Origin of the sequence: Bradyrhizobium sp. CSA112, assembly GCF_029051645.1 — a bacterium.
In the GTDB taxonomy this organism is placed as follows: domain Bacteria; phylum Pseudomonadota; class Alphaproteobacteria; order Rhizobiales; family Xanthobacteraceae; genus Bradyrhizobium.
Genome location: NZ_JAACFS010000065.1, coordinates 1 through 17745 on the forward strand (window position 1 = coordinate 1; position 17745 = coordinate 17745).

Sequence of the window (17745 nt, forward strand, 5' to 3'; positions counted from 1 at the left end):
GGGTGGGGTGACGGTCTCTCCACATCCAACAGTTCCCGTGTGGAGAGATCACCCCACCCCGGCGCGCATCTGGCGATGCGTGCCGACCCTCCCCCTCCAGGGGAGGGTAAGAAAAGGAATTCGCATCGCGAGCCTCCGCGCCACGCCAGCGAATGTCATCGCAATGACAGATGCTCGCAAAATCCTAGTTGCAAGTTCCTTCGCCGCTGTCTCTAATTGGAATAATTATAAAACATCGGGAGGTACCACGCGTGTCTACAGTCAAGCTGACGGTAAACGGCAAGGCCGTCTCGGCCGAGGTCGAGGACCGGACCCTTCTCGTCCATCTCCTGCGCGACCATTTGAACCTGACCGGCACCCATGTCGGCTGCGACACCAGCCAGTGCGGTGCCTGCGTCGTCCATATCGACGGCCGGGCGGTAAAGTCCTGCACCGTGCTCGCCGGCCAGGCCGCCGGCTCCAACGTCATCACCATCGAGGGCATTGCCAAGGGCGACGAACTGCACCCGATGCAGGCGGCGTTCCGCGATAATCACGGCCTGCAGTGCGGTTACTGCACGCCGGGCATGATCATGTCGGCGATCGATATTGTGCACCGCCATAGCGGCAAGCTCGACGAAGAGACCGTCCGGCACGAGCTGGAAGGCAACATCTGCCGCTGCACCGGGTACCACAACATCGTCAAGGCGGTGCTCGACGCGGCCGGGCGCATGCAGGCCGCGCAGGCGGCGGAATAGCGGCCGCCGGCCAGCAATTTTTCGAGTTCGAACCGCGTTTCGAAACGAAATGGCGGGAAACAATAATTCCGTTTGGGAGGACAGGACATGGGCGTTGAAGGCATTGGCGCAAGCGTGGTGCGCAAGGAAGACCGCCGTTTCATCACCGGCAAGGGCCGTTACGTCGACGACATCAAACTGGTGGGCATGACGCATGCGCATTTCGTCCGCAGCCCGCATGCGCACGCCAAGATCAAGAGTGTCGACACGTCAGAAGCGATGAAGATGCCGGGCGTGGTCGGCGTGCTGACCGGCCAGCAGATCGTCGACGACAAGATCGGCAATCTGATCTGCGGCTGGGCCATCACCTCCAAGGACGGCACCGGCATGAAGATGGGTGCATGGCCGGCGATGGCGCCGGAAACCGTGCGCTTCGTCGGCCAGGCGGTCGCGGTCGTGATCGCCGAGACCAAGAACCAGGCCCGGGACGCGGCCGAGGCCGTGGTCGTTAATTACGAAGAGCTGCCCGCCGTTCCGGACATTCGCGCCGCAATCAAGCCGGGAGCACCGCAGTTGCACCCGGAGGCCCCGGGCAATGTGATCTACGACTGGGTCATCGGCGACGAAGCCGCAACCGATGCCGCCTTCAAGTCGGCGGCCAACGTCGTCTCGCTCGACATCACCAACAACCGCCTGGTGCCGAATGCGATGGAGCCGCGCGCGGCGATCGCGGAATATAACGAGCCGGAAGAGCATTTCACGCTCTACACGACCTCGCAGAATCCGCATGTCGCCCGCCTCGTGCTGTCGGCCTTCTACAACATCGCGCAGGAGCACAAGCTGCGGGTGGTGGCCCCGGATGTCGGCGGCGGCTTCGGCTCAAAAATCTTCATCTACCCTGAGGAGATGGTGGCGCTCTGGGCCTCGAAGAAAGTGGGCCGTCCGGTGAAATGGACCGGCGACCGCACCGAAGCCTTCCTGACCGACGCCCATGGCCGCGATCACCTCACCAAGGCGGAAATGGCGTTCGACAAGGACAACAAGGTCACCGGCTTGCGCGTAAAAACCTACGCCAATCTCGGCGGCTACATGTCATTGTTCTCCTCCTCGGTGCCGACCTATCTCTATGCGACGCTGCTGTCGGGCCAGTACAACATCCCCAACATCTTCGCCGAAGTGATCAGCGTCTATACCAACACCGTGCCGGTCGACGCCTATCGCGGCGCGGGCCGACCCGAGGCAAGTTTTGTGGTGGAACGGCTGATGGAGACGGCGGCGCGGCAGTTGAAGGTCGATCCGGCCGAACTGCGCCGCAAGAACTTCATCACGCAATTCCCGCATCAAACGCCCGTCATCATGGCCTATGACATCGGCGACTTTAATGCCTCGCTCGATGCGGCGATGAAGGCGATCGACTACGCCGGCTTCGCGGACCGCAAGGCGAAAGCCAAGTCCGAAGGCAAGCTCCGCGGCATCGGCATCTCCTGTTACATCGAGGCCTGCGGCATCGCGCCGTCGAAGGCGGTCGGCAGCTTAGGTGCCGGCGTGGGCCTGTGGGAATCGGCGGAGGTGCGCGTCAATCCGGTCGGTACGATCGAAGTCCTGACGGGATCGCACAGCCACGGCCAGGGCCATGAGACGAGCTTCTGCCAGCTCATCGCCGAACGCCTGGGCATTCCCATCAGCCAGGTCCAGCTCGTCCATGGCGACACCGACAAGGTCCAGTTCGGCATGGGCACCTACGGCTCGCGCTCGGCGGCGGTTGGTCTCACCGCGATCCTGAAGGCGATGGAGAAAGTCGAATCCAAAGCCAAGAAGATCGCCGCCCATCAGCTCGAGGCATCCGAGAACGACATCATCATCGAGAACGGCGAGTTCAAAGTCACCGGCACCGACAAGTCGATTGCGCTGCCGATGGTCGCGCTGGCCGCGTACACCGCGCACAATCTGCCTGACGGCATGGAGCCGGGCCTGAAGGAAGGCGCGTTCTACGATCCGACCAACTTCACCTTCCCGGCCGGCGCCTATATCTGCGAAATGGAAGTCGATGCCGGCACCGGCAAGAGCACCTTCGTCAACTTCGTGGCAGCTGATGATTTCGGGCGGCTGATCAATCCGATGATCGTCGAAGGCCAGGTGCACGGCGGTCTCGCCCAGGGCATCGGGCAGGCGCTGCTGGAAGGTGTGGTGTACGATTCGTCCGGTCAGCTCGTGACCGCGTCGTTCATGGATTACACCATGCCGCGCGCTGACGACCTGCCGTCGTTCAAGCTGTCGCACACCACGACGCTGTGTCCGGGCAATCCGCTCGGCGTCAAAGGCTGCGGCGAAGCCGGCGCGATCGGTGCATCGGCCGCCGTGATCAACGCCATCACGGACGCGATCGGCAACAACAACCTCGAAATGCCGGCGACGCCCGATCGCGTCTGGCATGCGATTCACGGCTGAGAGGAGCACACAACATGTACCAGACAACCTATCACCGCCCCTCCTCGGTCGACGAAGCCGCAAGCCTGTTCGCCAAGGGCTCAGATGCGAAATATCTGGCCGGCGGCCACACGCTGATCCCGGTCATGAAACAGCGGCTGGCCTCGCCGTCCGACGTGATCGATCTCGGCAAGATCAAGGAGCTGATCGGAATCGAGCCGACCGGTGACGGAATCATGATCAAGGCGGCGACGACCCATTCCGACGTCGCATCGAGCGATATTGTGAAGAAGGCCATCCCGGCGCTGGCCTACCTCGCCTCGCTGATCGGCGATCCGGCCGTGCGGCATCGCGGCACCATCGGCGGCTCGCTCGCCAACAACGATCCCGCGGCCGACTATCCGGCGGCGGTGCTGGCGCTCGGTGCCACCGTGAAGACCAACAAGCGTTCGATATCGGCAGATGATTTCTTCAAGGGCCTGTTCACGACGGCGCTTGAGGACGGCGAAATCATCACCGCCGTGTCGTTCCCGGTTCAGGCCAAAGCGGGATATTCCAAGTTCAACCATCCGGCGTCGCGCTTCGCCCTGACCGGCGTGTTCGTCGCCAAGACCCCGGCAGGTGACGTCCGCGTCGCAGCCACCGGCGCATCGCAAGATGGCGTGATGCGGGTGCCCGCAATCGAGGCCGCGCTGAAAGCGAACTGGTCGGCAGGTGCGATCGACGGCGTCAGGATTTCCGCCGACGGCTTGATGAGCGACATTCACGGCACGTCGGACTATCGCGCCAACCTGATCAAGGTATTGGCGCAGCGCGCGGTCACTGCTGCGGGTTAGCCGTAATGGGTCATGAGTCCCTCATGGTGAGGAGCGCGAAGCGCGTCTCGAACCATGAGGCCCCGTCTGTGGCCTACATCCTTCGAGACGCCCGCTTTGCGGGCTCCTCAGGATGAGGGGCTTGAGCGGCCATGGCACAACAGAACTATTGTCGTTCTGATTGAATCAGAACCGACGTTCTAGATTCTTACTTTGACGCGGCTCGCGGGATGGCACCTGAGCGCAACTTTCATGCGAGCGGCGCGCAGCAATGGGCGCCGCTTCTCATTTTGGTTCGATTCTCGGCAAAAGATGCTTGCCACGCTCTCGCTTCGGCGGGAAAATTTAGCTAATCAACTAATTAAGACGTCCCCTTTGGGAGAGAAAACAAGTGCTCGAAAAACCAGCCACCCAATCCGCGACCCGCACCTCCGGCCCGCTCGCCGGCTTCCGCATCGTCGAATTCGCAGGCATCGGCCCGGGTCCGTTCGCCTGCATGATGCTGGCCGACATGGGCGCGGAAGTCGTAACGCTCGACCGCGTCGGCGCGAAAAAGAACCTGAAATCGGTGGCGGGTCGCGGCCGCAAAGTCGTCGAGCTCGATCTGAAGGACAAGGCTGCCGTCGCGCAGGTGCTCGACCTGCTGAGCAATGCCGACGCGCTGATCGAAGGTTTTCGCCCCGGCGTGATGGAGCGGCTTGGCCTCGGACCCGACGTGGTGATGGCGCGCAACCCTCGCCTGGTGTTCGGCCGCATGACCGGCTGGGGACAGGAAGGTCCGCTGGCCCACGCGGCCGGCCATGACATCAACTACATCTCGGTCACCGGTGCGCTCGCCGCGATCGGCACCAAAGAGAAGCCGGTGCCGCCGCTCAACCTCGTCGGCGATTTCGGCGGCGGCGCGCTCTATCTCGTGGTCGGCGTGCTGGCAGCGCTACTGGAAGCCTCGAGATCCGGCAAGGGCCAGGTGGTCGACGCCGCGATGTGCGACGGCGCGGCCTCGCTGATGTCGATGTTCTTCGACATGACCGCGATCGGCCGCTGGGTGGAAGGGCGCGAACAGAATTTCCTCGACGGCGGCGCGCATTTCTACGGCGTCTATGAATGCTCGTGTGGCAACTTCATTTCGATCGGCTCGATCGAGCCGCAGTTCTACGCCCTTCTGCGCCAGCATGCCGGTCTCACCGACGCCGATTTCGACGCGCAGATGGACCGCAAGGCGTGGCCGGCGTTGAAGGAAAAGCTGACAAAAGTATTCAAGAGCAAGACGCGCGAGGACTGGTGCAAGATCATGGAAGGCACCGACATCTGCTTCGCGCCGATCCTGACCATGGCCGAAGCGCCGAACCATCCGCACAATGCCGCGCGAAATATTTTCGTCGAGCGCCACGGCGTGACGCAGCCGGCACCCGCGCCGCGCTTCTCGCGCACGCCGTCGGCGATCAGGGATGCGGAGACGGCTGATATCGGGGAATTGACCGATGCGTGGAAGGCAGGGCGGTAATTCTCTCCCCGTCGTCCCCGTGCACGCGGGGACCCATAACCACAGGGTTTGGTTGGTGAGACGGATCTAACTCCAGCGCAAGATCGCGAGATCACGCGGTATGGGTCCCGGCTCAAGGCCGGGACGACAGCATCCTACGCCGCGTTCCCCACCTTCAGCACGCCGCGGCGAATCTGATCTTCCTCGATCGATTCGAACAGCGCTTTGAAATTACCCTCGCCGAATCCATCGTCGCCCTTGCGCTGGATGAATTCGAAGAAGATCGGACCGATCGCGTTCGCTGAAAAGATCTGCAGCAGCACCTTGGTGTGGCCACCGTCGACGACGCCCTCGCCGTCGATCAGGATGCCGTCGCGCTGCAGGCGGGCGACGTCCTCACCGTGCTGCGGCAGGCGCACGTCGATCTTCTCGAAGTAAGTCTCCGGCGGCGACGGCATGAACGGCAGGCCGGCCGCGCGCAGCGTTTCGACGGTAGCGTAGATGTCCCGCGCGCCGCAGGCGATGTGCTGGATGCCCTCGCCGCGATAGATGTTGAGGTACTCCTCGATCTGTCCGGAATCGCCGGCATCCTCGTTGATCGGGATCCGGATCTTGCCGTCCGGGCTGGTCAGCGCGCGGGAGAACAGGCCGGACGCGCGGCCCTCGATGTCGAAGAAACGAATCTGGCGGAAGTTGAACAGCTTTTCATAAAAGCCGGTCCACACGTCCATGCGGCCGCGATGGACGTTGTGGGTGAGGTGGTCGATGTAATAGAGCCCGGCGCCTGCGGGGCGCGGATCCTTCGCGCCAAGCCACTCGAACTCGATGTCATAGGCCGATCCCTTGGCGCCATAGCGATCGACGAAATAAAGCAGGCTGCCGCCGATGCCCCTGATGGCGGGAACGTCGAGCGTCTTCTGCGCCGAAGAAACCTCGGCGGGCTCGGCGCCCAGCGACAGTGCCCGCTCATAGGCCTGCCTCGCATCGACCACGCGAAACGCCATCGACGGCGCGCAGGGCCCGTGCGCCGCGACGAAGCCATGGCCGTGGGTACCGGGCTCTTCGTTGACGAGATAGTTGATGTCGCCCTGGCGATAGACCGTAATCATTTTAGTCTTGTGCCGGGCGACCGCCGCATAGCCCATCAGCCTGAACAGCGCGTGGAGCTCTTCAGGCTTCGGATGCGCGTATTCGACGAACTCGAAGCCGTCGGTGCCCATCGGGTTGTCGGCGCTGATGGTGGCGGCCGGTGCGTCGTGCGGAAACGGACCCATGGCTAAACTCCCGAAGTTTGATCTGGATCAGTATCGATCGAAACAGGCGCAAAGAGCATGCAAACGGGCCCGAGCTCGGCTATCATTATGCACAATCCATGCACCAGAACGGCAATTTACGCATGATATCCGTAGACACCTTCGACCTCAAAATGCTGGCCGCGCTGCAGGACGACGGCCGGCTGACCAACCAGCAACTCGCCGACCTTGTCGGCCTGTCGGCCTCGCAATGCTCGCGGCGGCGGATGCGGCTGGAGGAAGAGAAGGTGATCGCGGGCTACCACGCCGACCTCGCCGGCGAGGCGCTGGGCTTCAATTTGATCGCCTTCATCCACATCACGCTGGCGACGCATTCGCCCGACAACGCCAAGAAGTTCCGTGCGCTGGTCAATCGCGTCGACGATATCCAAGAGGCCTACTCACTCACCGGCGACGCCGATTACGTGCTGAAGGTCGTGCTGCGCGACCTGAAGGACCTTTCCGGCCTCGTCAACGACCTGCTAATGCCGCACCAGAGCGTGGCGCATGTGCGCTCGTCGATCGTGCTCGACCGGCTGAAGGAGAGCGCGAAGCTGCCGCTGAAAGCGGCGCGGTGATCCTGCTGAAGCATCGGGGCCGCATGGTTCGAGATGCGCGGCAGTGCCGCGCTCGCTCACCATGAGGGGAGCGAAGACCTTATCCTGAGGAGCGTCGCAAAGCGATGCGTCTCGAAGGATGAAAGCCCCATCATTCGTAGGATGGCCCAATTCGAGGGAAATTTGTCATTCTCGGGCCGATTTGCGATGATCCCCGAGATTCACACTGCGAGATCACCATGGCGCTGCAACTCCGACCGAACTGCGAATATTGCGACAAGGACCTGCCGCCGAATGCGATGGATGCGCGCATCTGCTCGTATGAATGTACGTTCTGCGCGGATTGCGTGGACAACAAGCTGCACAATGTCTGCCCGAACTGCGGTGGCGGCTTTGTGCCGCGGCCGATCCGGCCCGCCATCGAGCGGCGGCCCGGCGTGTGCGTCACGATGCAGTTGCCCTCGGACAAGCGGGTGCATTTGAAGTACAGCGTCGAGGATATTGCCGCGCATTCGGCGCGGCTGTGGGATATACCGCCACAAGAGCGCTGAACCATCCACGTCATTGCGAGCGGAGCGAAGCAATCCATCCCACCGCGCGTGAAGAGAGATGGATTGCTTCGTCGCTTCGCTCCTCGCAATGACGGGGAGAGAGTTACTCCACCGCCAGAATCGTCCCCTCGACTTCGCCAAAACCGACGCGGTAGCCGTCGCCTTGGCACCAGCCACGCATGACCAGCGAATCGCCGTCTTCCAGGAACGAGCGCTTCACGCCCTCGGCCAGTTCGACCGGCTCGGTGCCGTTCCAGCTTATCTCCAACAGGCTGCCGCGCTGGTCCTTCTCCGGACCGGAGATGGTGCCGCTCCCCAAGAGATCGCCGACATTCATGGCGCAGCCTGAAGACGCATGGTGCACGAGCTGCTGCACCGACGACCAGTACATGTACTTGAAGTTCGTCCGACTGATATTGACGGGCGCATTCATCTGCGCGGCGCGCAGGCCGACCTCGAGCGCCATGTCGTAATTGTTCGGCTGCACCTGCTGCAGATAAGGCAGCGGCTTCGGATCCTGCGCGGGACCGTGGAGGCGAAACGGCTCCAGCGCCTCGCGCGTCACCACCCACGGGCTGATCGAGGTCGCGAACACTTTTGCCTGGAACGGCCCGAGCGGCACATATTCCCATTGCTGGATGTCGCGCGCGCTCCAGTCATTCAGGATCACAAAACCGAAGATCATCTCCTCGGCCTGCTTCTCCGTGAGCATTTCGCCCATCACGGATGGTTGGCCGACCACCACACCCATCTCAAGCTCGAAATCGAGCCGCTTGCACGGCCCGAAGCTCGGCACCTCGGCGGTCGGCGGCTTCAACTGTCCGCGCGGCCGCCTGACCTTCGTGCCGCTGACGACGACAGTCGAGGCACGGCCGTTGTAGCCGATCGGCATGTGCAGCCAGTTCGGCTGCAAGGCATTGTCCTTGCCGCGGAACATCACACCGACATTGGTGGCGTGCTCCCTCGACGAATAGAAATCGGTATAGCCGGAGACCGCGAACGGCAGATGCAGCTTCACGTCCACCATCGGCACGAGCGCGCGCTTGCGCAAGCGCTCGTTGTCACGCAGTTCGGGATGATCATGCCGCAGAAGCTCGCTGATCCGCGCCCGGGTGTTCGACCAGACTTTCGGACCCAGCGCCATGAACGGATTAAGTTGGGGCGCGGCGAACACCGCGGGCTCGACGACATCGAACCGGCAATCCTGCGCGAGCTGCCAGAGATCGAGCACGTAATCGCCGATTGCGACGCCCACGCGCGGGGCAAGCCCGTCCTTGGCGGAGAACACGCCATAGGGGAGATTCTGGATCGGGAAATGGGAATCGGGCGCGACGTCGATGAAGGAGCGGAGTTTGGGATCGTTGGGGTGGGGCACAGCGATTGTTCCTGTTATGCTTAGACGAACCCTATCCGCCGTCATTCCGGGATGGTCCGAAGGACCAGACCCGGAATCTCGAGATTCCGGGTTCGATGCTGCGCATCGCCCCGGAATGACGGCAGAGGATCACGGCTTGCTTGGATCGAACCGCTTCTCCAGGCCCTTCCAGCAATCCGCGTAATCGTCCTGCAAGGTCGCCGACGTCGCCGCATGCTTGGTGACCCGCTGCGGAAAGCGCGTTTCGAACATGAAGGCCATCGTGCCGGTCAGCTTCACCGGCTTCAACTCGCTATTGCTGGCATGATCGAAGGCCTCGCGGTCCGGGCCGTGCGGCAGCATGCAGTTGTGCAAGCTGATGCCGCCGGGCACAAAACCCTGCGGCTTGGCATCGTAGACGCCGTAGATCAGCCCCATGAACTCACTCATGATGTTCATGTGATACCACGGCGGACGGAAGGTATTTTCAGCGACCGCCCAACGCTCCGGGAAAATGACGAAGTCGATGTTCGCGGTGCCGGCAGTCTCAGACGGCGAGGTCAGCACCGTGAAGATCGAGGGATCGGGATGGTCGAAGCCGATGGCGCCGACAGGTGAGAAGGTGCGCAGATCGTATTTGTACGGCGCGTAGTTGCCGTGCCACGCCACCACATCGATCGGCGAATGCGGCAGCGTAGTCTTGAACAGCGAGCCGCCCCATTTCACGTAGAGCTCGGTCGGCGTGTCCTTGTCCTCATAGTTGGCTACGGGAGTAAGGAAGTCGCGCGAATTGGCGAGGCAGTTGGCGCCGATCGGCCCGCGTTCCGGCAGCGTGAAGGCGCCGCCGTAATTCTCGCAGAGATAGCCGCGCGCAGGTCCATTCGGAATCTCCACCCGGAATTTGACGCCGCGCGGAATCACCGCGATCTCGCCCGGCTCGATATCGATACGGCCGAACTCGGTGACGAGGCGCAGGTTACCCTGCTGCGCCACGAACATCATCTCGCCGTCGGCATTGTAGAAATGCTGATCGACCATCGATTTCGTGATGAGATAGACATGCGCGGCCATGCCTCCTTGCGTGTTGGCGTCGCCCGACGTCGTCATGGTCTGCACGCCCTGCAGGAAGGTCATATCTTCCTTCGGGATCGGCGCCGGATCCCAGCGCAGTTGTGCGATCGGCAAGTCATATTCGTGGCACGGCGCGGTGCGCCACAGCCCAGCATCAACTTTCGCAAAGCGGCCCGAATGCTTCACCGACGGGCGGATGCGATAAAGCCAGGAGCGCTCGTTGGCGCCGCGCGGCGCGGTGAAGGGTGAGCCGGAAAGCTGCTCGGCATAGAGCCCGTAGGCGCAGCGTTGCGGCGAGTTGCGCCCCATCGGCAGCGCGCCGGGCAGCGCCTCGGTCTCAAAACTGTTGCCGAAGCCGGACATATAGCCCGGTGTGACCTGTGCGGTGCTGCGAACGATCTGATCAGGCGAGGTATTGATATTCATGGTCATCCTCCTCCTTGCAGGGCGGCCCACATTTCCTGGTCGCGCTTGTCGGTCCAGATCACGGGATCGTCGATCCCGGATGCTTCGTCGAACGCGCGCGAGACGTTGAACGGCAGGCAGTGCTCGTAGATCGCAAAGCTGGAAAACTTGGGATCCATCACCTCGCGCGTCGCGGCAAAGGTCTCTTTCAGGGTGCGGCCCTTGGCGACCGAGCTTTCCGCCGCGCCATAGAGCGAGGTGACGAAATCGCGCGTCATCGCGATCGCGTCGCGTCCGGTCGAAAGCCCCTTCAATGCATCGCCGCGGCCCGGCGCGATCGCCTTCGGATTGAAGGCCCGGATTTCATTCAGCGTGGCGGGCCATTCGCGCAAATGCGCATCGCCGCAATAGCAGGCCGAGTGATATTCGATCAGGTCGCCGGAGAACATGACTTCGGCATCCGGCACCCAGGCAACGATGTCACCTGACGTATGCCCGGCGCCGAGCTGCATCAGCCGCACCTCGCGTTTTCCCAGGTAGATCGACATCTCGCCTTCGAAGGTCAGCGTCGGCCAGGTCAGGCCGGGAATGCTTTCGGCATCCTGAAACAGGCGCGGGAAGCGGCCGTACTCCGAATCCCAATCCTGCTGGCCGCGCTCCTCGATCAGCCGGTGGGTTTCAGCCGACGCCACGATGCCCTGCGCCTTGTAGGCGGAAGCGCCCAGCACGCGCACGGCGTGGTAATGCGACAGCACGACATATTTGATCGGCTTGTCGGTGACGGCGCGAACGCGCTCGATCACCTTGTTCGCCATCGCCGGCGTCGCCTGCGCGTCGAACACTAGGCAGCCGTCATCACCGACGATGATCGCCGAGTTCGGATCGCCCTCAGCGGTGAACGCGTAGAGGTCGGTGCCGATTTCGGAGGAGGTGATCTTCTTCTCCGCCAGATCCGTGGTGGACGCGAAACCTTTGGCCATCAATTCGATTCCTGACTTCGTTCGAGACGTGAATTATTGCTGCTGTTGTTGCTGTTGCTGGCTCGCGTCGAGCATCCGCCGCTTGGCGAGCGCGATAGCCTCGTGCAGGACGGCGATGTCGCCAATATGGTTGGCGAGCACGAGAACCAGCGCCGCGTCGAGATCAGCGCTCTGCTCGTCGCTTAAGCCCTGATGCGCCTCGACGATGGCGCGAAACGCGTCGTCCGGCTTGGCAAAGTTCGAAGCGGTCGATAGCGCCATGAGAAAACCTCAGTTCAAAACCTCAGTTGATGCCGGCGGCACGCGCCAGCGCGGCGTCGAGCCCCTCGCGGGTCGGGTGCCGGAACCGCGCCGCGACATAGCCGTCGGGCCGCAACAGATAGGCCGTGCCGGGTTCGGCATCGTACCGCGTGACGGCAAGCCCTGCGGCATCGGCAAAGCCGCCTTCGCCGCCAATCCGGATCGCCCCCACCCCTTCGGGCACCTCCACGGCCGCACCATTGCCAAACGCCAGCCATGTGAACCGCGTTCCCGCACGGATGAAGGCTTCGGTCAGGAACATCGGGTCGCCGCCTTGCGCCACAACCGGCGCATCTCGCATCGACGCGCCGGGCCGCGGGCCGCCGCGCCACGCGTCGCCATCGGCGGTCGAGAGCGGCGTTTGGTAGATCGAGGGCGTCGAGAGGCGCCCCGCATTCACCATGCGCTTGCCGAATTCGGTTTCCTTGGCGAGCGACAGCACCGCCTTGCGCAGCCGCGCCTCCTGGTGGGAGTTGGGCGCCATGAAGTCGGTCGAGCGGGTGGATTCGCGGATGTTCTCGTCAGCCGCGGCGCTGCGCTCGATGTGGTAGCTCTCAAGCAGCGCCTCGGGCGACGTTCCCCGCAGCACGCGGTCGAGCTTCCACGCCAGATTCTCGGCATCCTCGAGCCCGGAATTGGCGCCGCGCGCGCCGAACGGCGAGACCTGATGCGCGGCATCGCCGGCAAAGATCACCCGGCCGTGGACGAACTTGTTCATCCGCCGGCACTGGAATTTGTACAGCGAGATCCACTCGAAATCGAACTTGTCGTGGCCGAGCATGCGGGCGATGCGCGGCCGCACGTTCTCCGGCAGCTTTTCGACGGCGGGATCGGCAAAGCGATTGAGCTGCAGGTCGATCCGCCAGATGTCGTCCGGTTGCTTGTGCAGGAGCGCGGAGCGCCCGGCATGGAATGGCGGATCGAACCAGAACCAGCGCTCGGTCGGAAACGCCGCGGTCATCTTGACGTCGGCGATCAGGAACTGGTCCTCGAACACCTGGCCAGCGAATTCCGCGCCGACCATCTGGCGCAGGGAGGATCGGGCGCCGTCACAGGCAACGACATATTGCGCTGCCAGCCGGTAGGGACCATCCGGCGTCTGGATCGTCAACGCCACGTGGTCGTTGTGCGGCTCGAGGCCCGTCACCTTGTTGCGCCAGCGCAGGTCGATCGCCGGAAGCTCTTCGACCCGATCGACCAGATAGGCCTCCGCATAGAATTGCTGCAGGTTGATGAAGGCCGGCCGTTTGTGGCCCTCCTCCGGTAGCAGGTTGAACTGGTAGAGCTGCTGTTCGCCGTGAAAGATCTTGCCGACGCTCCACACCACGCCCTTGTCGACCATGCGCTGGCCGATGCCGAGCCGGTCCCAGAATTCGAGCGAACGTTTGGAGAAACAGATGGCCCGCGAGCCCTCGCCGATCCGGTCGGCGTCATCGAGCAACACTACGGATTGGCCGCGCTGCGCCAGATCGATCGCCAGCGACAGCCCTATGGGCCCCGCGCCGACCACGACGATCGCATGTTCAGCAATGTTTGCGCCCGCCCGATCCTGATCGGGGTGGCGACGATAGCCGAACTGGGTTTTAGTCAGCGCCATGCGGGCTCAACCCTGTGACTAGAGCCTGATCGGCTCTGATTGGATCAGAACCGGTATCCACTTCGCTCGAAAACGCTAGCTAGTGGCCTGCGACCCTGCTAAATTAGTCTCACCTGCAACTATCTTAAACCCCCGGCCGGGTCCGGCGTCAACTCAAATCGAGGCGATTCTTGCCAAAAGCGATTTCAAGCGAAATGGCTGCCGTTCCGCGGGAAGAGAGCGCGCCGAAAAAAGCTGCGCGGCTCGACCTCTTCAAATTCGTGCCGTTTCGGCTCAACCGGCTGGCCGCGGAAGTCAGTTCCGCGCTCTCGGTCGAATATGCGGCCCGCTACGGGCTCGACATTCCGGAATGGCGCGTGCTGGCGACGCTCGGCTTCCGCCACGACGCCTGCAGCGCACAATATATCGCCCACTGCACCCGCACCCACAAATCCACCATCAGCCGCGCGGTCACGTCGTTGCTGAAGCAGCAGATCATCGAGCGCGTCGAGAACGAGGACGACCGCCGCGAATTCCGCCTGCGCCTGACGCGCAAGGGCGCCGCGCTCTACGAGGAATTGATTCCGCGCCTATTGCGCAAGGAGCAGGAAATACTGTCATGCCTCTCCGCGCAGGAGCGGCGCGATTTCGCGCGGCTCTTGGGCAAGATCGAGGAGGGCCTCGATCTGGTGCAGACCAGCGAAGAGGCCGATGCGAAGGAAGCGTATTGAGTCGCGCTGCCTCCCCGTCATTGCGAGGAGCGAAGCGACGAAGCAATCCATCTTCCCGCAAGTGGAGAGATGGATTGCTTCGCTGCGCTCGCAATGACCGGCTGGGACAGCTCGACTACTTCACTGCCGTCACCACAATCTCCACGATGTGCGGCGGTTCGAGATCGACGCCGATGCAGGCGCGCATAGGCGGGTTTTTGGTATCGACCCATTCGTCCCAGGCGCGGTTCATCTCGCCCTTGCGCTTGATGTCGGTAATATAGACGATCGCCGAGAGGATCTTGCTCTTGTTCGTGCCACACAGCGCGAGGCTTTCGTCGATGCGGGCGAGCGCCTTTACGCTTTGCTCATACATAGAGGGACTGACCGGATCGGGCGCGACCGCCACCGTGAAAACCAGATCGTCGTGAGCGACCGCGCGGCTGCGGGTGGGCGTGAGCCCGGCAAAGCGAGTAATCATGAGAAGCTCCGGTTAGCGGCCACCAATATGCCTGGCGATGACAGGAAAATAATTATCCCCCGAGCCGGCATCGATCGCTTCCTGCAATACTGTGCCGATCAGCTCAGCGCCGCGAATTCTGATGCCGACGTCGGACGCCAGCTCCAGTGCATAGGACAGATCCTTCAGCGCATATTCGGTCGAGAACGCGCGCTCCGGGAAATTGCCCGGCACGATCGCCTTCATGCCGTGATTACGCAGTGCGAAGCTGTCTGCCGAGCCCTTTGAAAGCGTATCGAGCAACTGCTTTGGATCGACGCCATTATGCTTGGCGACCGCAACCGCCTCGGCGAGCGCGTTGACGGTTTCGAACAGCACCATGTTGTTGAGGATCTTCGTCACCTGTCCGGCGCCAACATCGCCGCAATGGGTGACGTCAGTCGCAAAGCAGCGGATCAATGGCTCGATATCGGCATAAAGCGCTGATGTTGCGCCAACCATCACGCTGAGCGTGCCGTCCTGCGCTGCCTGTCGGGTGCGCGCGATCGGCGCATCGGCCCAGGCTGCGCCCTTTGCCTGCAACTGCTTCGCAAAATCGCGGGTCTGGCTGACTGAAGAGGTGCCGAGATCGACGACGACCTGCCCGCTCCGGATATTCTTGAGAATGCCGTCGCCTTCGAACACCGCGCGAACATGCCTGGCGCTCGGCAGGCACAGGAACAGCAAATCGCTTTGCGTGATGACATCCGCAACGGAGCCCGCGATCTCGGCGCCGTCGGCCTGCAACCGCGCCAACGGCTCCGGCGACAGATCAAAGGCAAGGACGCGCTTGCCGCTCTTCTTCACGAGATTGCGGCAGATCGGCTCGCCCATCACGCCGAGGCCGATGAAGCCGACAGTCTTGTATTCCGGCATGGCTTTTCTTCAGCCTATCTTGCGAAGGAGCGTGACGGCGCAAGGTGCAGCGCGAACGCATCGACCTTGTCGCTGGCGCGCGGGTAGATCTCGCTCACGATCGGATCGTGGCCGGGGATGAAACGGTCGGGATGGCCGGCCAGCCGCTCGACGATTTCCCAGCCCTGCGCCATGTCGCCGACATTATAGACGATCGGAAACGGGCTACGCTTGTGCAGATTGGCGTAGTAATGTGAAGCGTCCGACGCCAGCACCACCGGCCCGCGTGCGGTTTCCACCCGCACGACCTGCAGACCGTCGGAATGGCCGCCGACCCGATGCACCGTCACGCCGGGCGCGATCTCGCCGTCGCCGGAATGGAAGGTGACGCGCTCGCCATAGACATGGCGCACCATCGTGGTGACGTGCTCGACTGAAAACGGATGCCGCAACATGCCGTTGCACATGCAGCGCCCGGTCGCATAGCTCATTTCGCGGTCCTGCAGATGAAACCGCGCATTCGGGAAACGATCGAGATTGCCGGCGTGGTCATAGTGCAAATGGGTGATGATCACGTCGCGGATCGTGTCGGCGGCAACGCCAAAATCCGCCAGCGCATCGACCGGATTGAGCGTCAGCTTGCGCGAACGCGCCTTCGCCTCTTCGGCATTGAAGCCGGTATCGACTAGGACGTCGCGGCCGCCCCCTCGGATCAGCCAGACGAAATAATCCAGGTCCTGCGCCGTGGTTTCGTGCGGATCGGGGATCAGAAAATTCAAATGGGGGGTGCGGGGCGACATCGTCGCGTAGCGCAGCGCGTAGATTTCGTAGGCATTTCCCATCGGTGTCACTTTTTTCTTGGGCGTTTGGATTGGCCGATCCCGGCAGCAAGCCATTGTCATCCGCAAAGGTCAAACCCGGAAGGCGAATGGCTGCCGCGTGACAGTGCGGGACGCTATGTGAGAGGGATCACATTGCCGCCCGCGAAAGTGGCCGGCTCAACATTTACGGGCGACAGCGATTGAGCCGACAGGTTGCGGGGCTTTCGCGGGGTGTCACGGTCAGGACACGAAGCCGGGCATCTGCGCGGGAATGGATTATCGTCCCAGTTGGGCCCGTTTGCACGGACCAGATCGCACGCCGCGGTGCCGCCACGATGGTCGCTTTTATTCCCTGATCCGCCCAGGCCCTGTAGCGGTTAATTGTCGCAATTAGTGACGACATCGCAAGCAGTTGACGGGCTGCGGACCCGGTTTGATAATGCCGGTAGCGTAGAGTAAGGTCGCCGCGGCGCGAGCTGGCATCGGCGCTGTTTGGGCTGGACTGCCGTGATCTGGACTGCCGTCATTATGAAAATCCGCGTTGCGTTACTCCTCACATTGTTTTTTTCGGTCGCGTCGGTAACCCCGTCTTTTGCTGCCGGCGAACGCTATGCGCTGGTGATTGGAAACGCGAAATATCCGGACGCCGAGGCGCCGCTGAAGGAGCCGATCAACGATGCACGCGACATCGCCGACGAGCTCAAGCGCGACGGCTTCAATGTCGATATCGGCGAGAACCTGACCGGCGAACAGATGCGCCGCGCCTTCGAACGCCTCTATGGCAAGATCAAGCCGGGGTCGGTCGCGCTGATCTTCTTCTCGGGCTTTGGCGTGCAGTCGAGCCGCCAGAGCTACATGATCCCCGTCGATGCGCAGATCTGGACCGAGGCCGACGTTCGCCGTGACGGTTTCAGCCTCGAGACCGTGCTGGGGGAGATCAACACCCGCGGCGCCGGCGTCAAGATTGCGCTGATCGACGCTAGCAGGCGCAACCCGTTCGAGCGGCGTTTCCGCAGCTTTTCCGCCGGCCTCGCGCCGGTGATCGCGCCGAATGGCACGCTGGTGATGTATTCGGCCGCACTCTCGTCCGTCGTTCCCGACAATGGCAGCGACCGCAGCCTGTTCGTGAGGGAGTTGCTGAAGGAAATCCGCACCCCCGACCTGATGGCAGAGGAAACCCTGAACCGGACCCGCGTCGGCGTCACCCGCGCCTCGCGTCAGGAGCAGGTACCGTGGATTTCCTCGTCACTGGCCGAGGATTTCTCCTTCATCCCCAGCGGCGCCGGCCCGCGACCGGCGAGCCCGCCACCTCCGGTGGTCGCGGCCCCAGCCC

At 62.7% G+C, this 17745-nt stretch carries 17 protein-coding genes; 8 read left to right on the top strand and 9 right to left on the bottom strand.

The genetic code is table 11. The features are described 5' to 3' along the window. Window positions 1–251: 251 nt before the first annotated feature. From GWE18_RS40700 to GWE18_RS40715, 4 genes are all read left to right on the top strand, one after another. Window positions 252–737 (top strand): (2Fe-2S)-binding protein, encoded by a 486-nt coding sequence (locus tag GWE18_RS40700; protein WP_275191129.1) that lies wholly within the window; start codon window positions 252–254, stop codon window positions 735–737. An 87-nt stretch (window positions 738–824) separates the two neighbouring features. After that, window positions 825–3164: a xanthine dehydrogenase family protein molybdopterin-binding subunit gene (locus GWE18_RS40705; RefSeq protein ID WP_275191130.1), complete on the top strand. Its 2340-nt coding sequence runs from the start codon at window positions 825–827 to the stop codon at window positions 3162–3164. Between the two features lie 14 nt (window positions 3165–3178). After that, a complete protein-coding gene (locus GWE18_RS40710; protein ID WP_275191131.1) occupies window positions 3179–3979 on the top strand; it encodes a xanthine dehydrogenase family protein subunit M in 801 nt (266 codons plus the stop codon). 370 nt (window positions 3980–4349) lie between these two features. Continuing rightward, entirely contained in the window at window positions 4350–5462 is a 1113-nt protein-coding gene (locus tag GWE18_RS40715) for a CaiB/BaiF CoA-transferase family protein (RefSeq protein ID WP_275191132.1), read from the top strand. 134 nt (window positions 5463–5596) lie between these two features. Here GWE18_RS40715 and hppD read toward each other — a convergent pair whose 3' ends face one another. Then, a complete protein-coding gene (hppD, locus tag GWE18_RS40720; protein WP_275191133.1) occupies window positions 5597–6715 on the bottom strand; it encodes a 4-hydroxyphenylpyruvate dioxygenase in 1119 nt (372 codons plus the stop codon). 122 nt (window positions 6716–6837) lie between these two features. Here hppD and GWE18_RS40725 point away from each other — a divergent pair, with 122 nt between their 5' ends. After that, window positions 6838–7311: an Lrp/AsnC family transcriptional regulator gene (locus GWE18_RS40725; protein ID WP_275191134.1), complete on the top strand. Its 474-nt coding sequence runs from the start codon at window positions 6838–6840 to the stop codon at window positions 7309–7311. Between the two features lie 218 nt (window positions 7312–7529). Further along, window positions 7530–7841, top strand: a complete 312-nt coding sequence (locus GWE18_RS40730) for a DUF1272 domain-containing protein (RefSeq protein WP_275191135.1) — start codon at window positions 7530–7532, stop codon at window positions 7839–7841. Between the two features lie 103 nt (window positions 7842–7944). Here the strand turns inward: GWE18_RS40730 and fahA are convergent, their stop codons facing one another. From fahA to GWE18_RS40755, 5 genes are all read right to left on the bottom strand, one after another. Continuing rightward, complete coding sequence (fahA, locus tag GWE18_RS40735) at window positions 7945–9216, bottom strand: fumarylacetoacetase (RefSeq protein ID WP_275191136.1); 1272 nt, start codon at window positions 9214–9216, stop codon at window positions 7945–7947. A 129-nt stretch (window positions 9217–9345) separates the two neighbouring features. Then, window positions 9346–10692, bottom strand: coding sequence for a homogentisate 1,2-dioxygenase (gene hmgA / locus GWE18_RS40740; protein ID WP_275191137.1), 1347 nt, complete (start codon window positions 10690–10692; stop codon window positions 9346–9348). Window positions 10693–10694: 2 nt separating this feature from the next. Further along, window positions 10695–11651, bottom strand: a complete 957-nt coding sequence (locus GWE18_RS40745) for an MBL fold metallo-hydrolase (RefSeq protein WP_275191138.1) — start codon at window positions 11649–11651, stop codon at window positions 10695–10697. Window positions 11652–11684: 33 nt separating this feature from the next. After that, the gene (locus GWE18_RS40750; protein ID WP_275191139.1) at window positions 11685–11912 is read right to left on the bottom strand and encodes a DUF2783 domain-containing protein; all 228 of its coding nucleotides are present in this window, start codon (window positions 11910–11912) and stop codon (window positions 11685–11687) included. Between the two features lie 22 nt (window positions 11913–11934). Then, a complete protein-coding gene (locus tag GWE18_RS40755) occupies window positions 11935–13548 on the bottom strand; it encodes an FAD-dependent oxidoreductase (RefSeq protein ID WP_275191140.1) in 1614 nt (537 codons plus the stop codon). Between the two features lie 194 nt (window positions 13549–13742). Here GWE18_RS40755 and GWE18_RS40760 point away from each other — a divergent pair, with 194 nt between their 5' ends. Beyond that, window positions 13743–14258, top strand: a complete 516-nt coding sequence (locus tag GWE18_RS40760; RefSeq protein ID WP_275191141.1) for a MarR family transcriptional regulator — start codon at window positions 13743–13745, stop codon at window positions 14256–14258. Between the two features lie 115 nt (window positions 14259–14373). Here the strand turns inward: GWE18_RS40760 and GWE18_RS40765 are convergent, their stop codons facing one another. From GWE18_RS40765 to GWE18_RS40775, 3 genes are read right to left on the bottom strand one after another with little or no spacing between them, the layout of a single operon-like run. Beyond that, window positions 14374–14718, bottom strand: coding sequence for a RidA family protein (locus tag GWE18_RS40765; protein WP_275191142.1), 345 nt, complete (start codon window positions 14716–14718; stop codon window positions 14374–14376). Window positions 14719–14730: 12 nt separating this feature from the next. Continuing rightward, window positions 14731–15612, bottom strand: coding sequence for an NAD(P)-dependent oxidoreductase (locus GWE18_RS40770; RefSeq protein WP_275191143.1), 882 nt, complete (start codon window positions 15610–15612; stop codon window positions 14731–14733). Between the two features lie 14 nt (window positions 15613–15626). After that, window positions 15627–16433: an N-acyl homoserine lactonase family protein gene (locus tag GWE18_RS40775; protein WP_275191144.1), complete on the bottom strand. Its 807-nt coding sequence runs from the start codon at window positions 16431–16433 to the stop codon at window positions 15627–15629. A gap of 507 nt (window positions 16434–16940) precedes the next feature. Between GWE18_RS40775 and GWE18_RS40780 the strand changes: the two genes are divergently transcribed. Next, the coding region (locus GWE18_RS40780) for a caspase family protein (protein WP_275191145.1) at window positions 16941–17745 on the top strand (805 nt) is incomplete at its 3' end.

Excerpts from the sequence above, each read along its gene's own strand:
- GWE18_RS40770 (WP_275191143.1), bottom strand. The coding sequence starts at position 15,612 with ATGCCGGAATACAAGACTGTCGGCTTCATCGGCCTCGGCGTGATGGGC.
- GWE18_RS40705 (WP_275191130.1), top strand. The coding sequence starts at position 825 with ATGGGCGTTGAAGGCATTGGCGCAAGCGTGGTGCGCAAGGAAGACCGC.
- GWE18_RS40730 (WP_275191135.1), top strand. The coding sequence starts at position 7,530 with ATGGCGCTGCAACTCCGACCGAACTGCGAATATTGCGACAAGGACCTG.
- GWE18_RS40710 (WP_275191131.1), top strand. The coding sequence starts at position 3,179 with ATGTACCAGACAACCTATCACCGCCCCTCCTCGGTCGACGAAGCCGCA.
- hmgA (WP_275191137.1), bottom strand. The coding sequence starts at position 10,692 with ATGAATATCAATACCTCGCCTGATCAGATCGTTCGCAGCACCGCACAG.
- hppD (WP_275191133.1), bottom strand. The coding sequence starts at position 6,715 with ATGGGTCCGTTTCCGCACGACGCACCGGCCGCCACCATCAGCGCCGAC.
- GWE18_RS40750 (WP_275191139.1), bottom strand. The coding sequence starts at position 11,912 with ATGGCGCTATCGACCGCTTCGAACTTTGCCAAGCCGGACGACGCGTTT.
- GWE18_RS40725 (WP_275191134.1), top strand. The coding sequence starts at position 6,838 with ATGATATCCGTAGACACCTTCGACCTCAAAATGCTGGCCGCGCTGCAG.
- GWE18_RS40745 (WP_275191138.1), bottom strand. The coding sequence starts at position 11,651 with ATGGCCAAAGGTTTCGCGTCCACCACGGATCTGGCGGAGAAGAAGATC.
- GWE18_RS40765 (WP_275191142.1), bottom strand. The coding sequence starts at position 14,718 with ATGATTACTCGCTTTGCCGGGCTCACGCCCACCCGCAGCCGCGCGGTC.
- GWE18_RS40755 (WP_275191140.1), bottom strand. The coding sequence starts at position 13,548 with ATGGCGCTGACTAAAACCCAGTTCGGCTATCGTCGCCACCCCGATCAG.
- GWE18_RS40775 (WP_275191144.1), bottom strand. The coding sequence starts at position 16,433 with ATGGGAAATGCCTACGAAATCTACGCGCTGCGCTACGCGACGATGTCG.
- GWE18_RS40760 (WP_275191141.1), top strand. The coding sequence starts at position 13,743 with ATGGCTGCCGTTCCGCGGGAAGAGAGCGCGCCGAAAAAAGCTGCGCGG.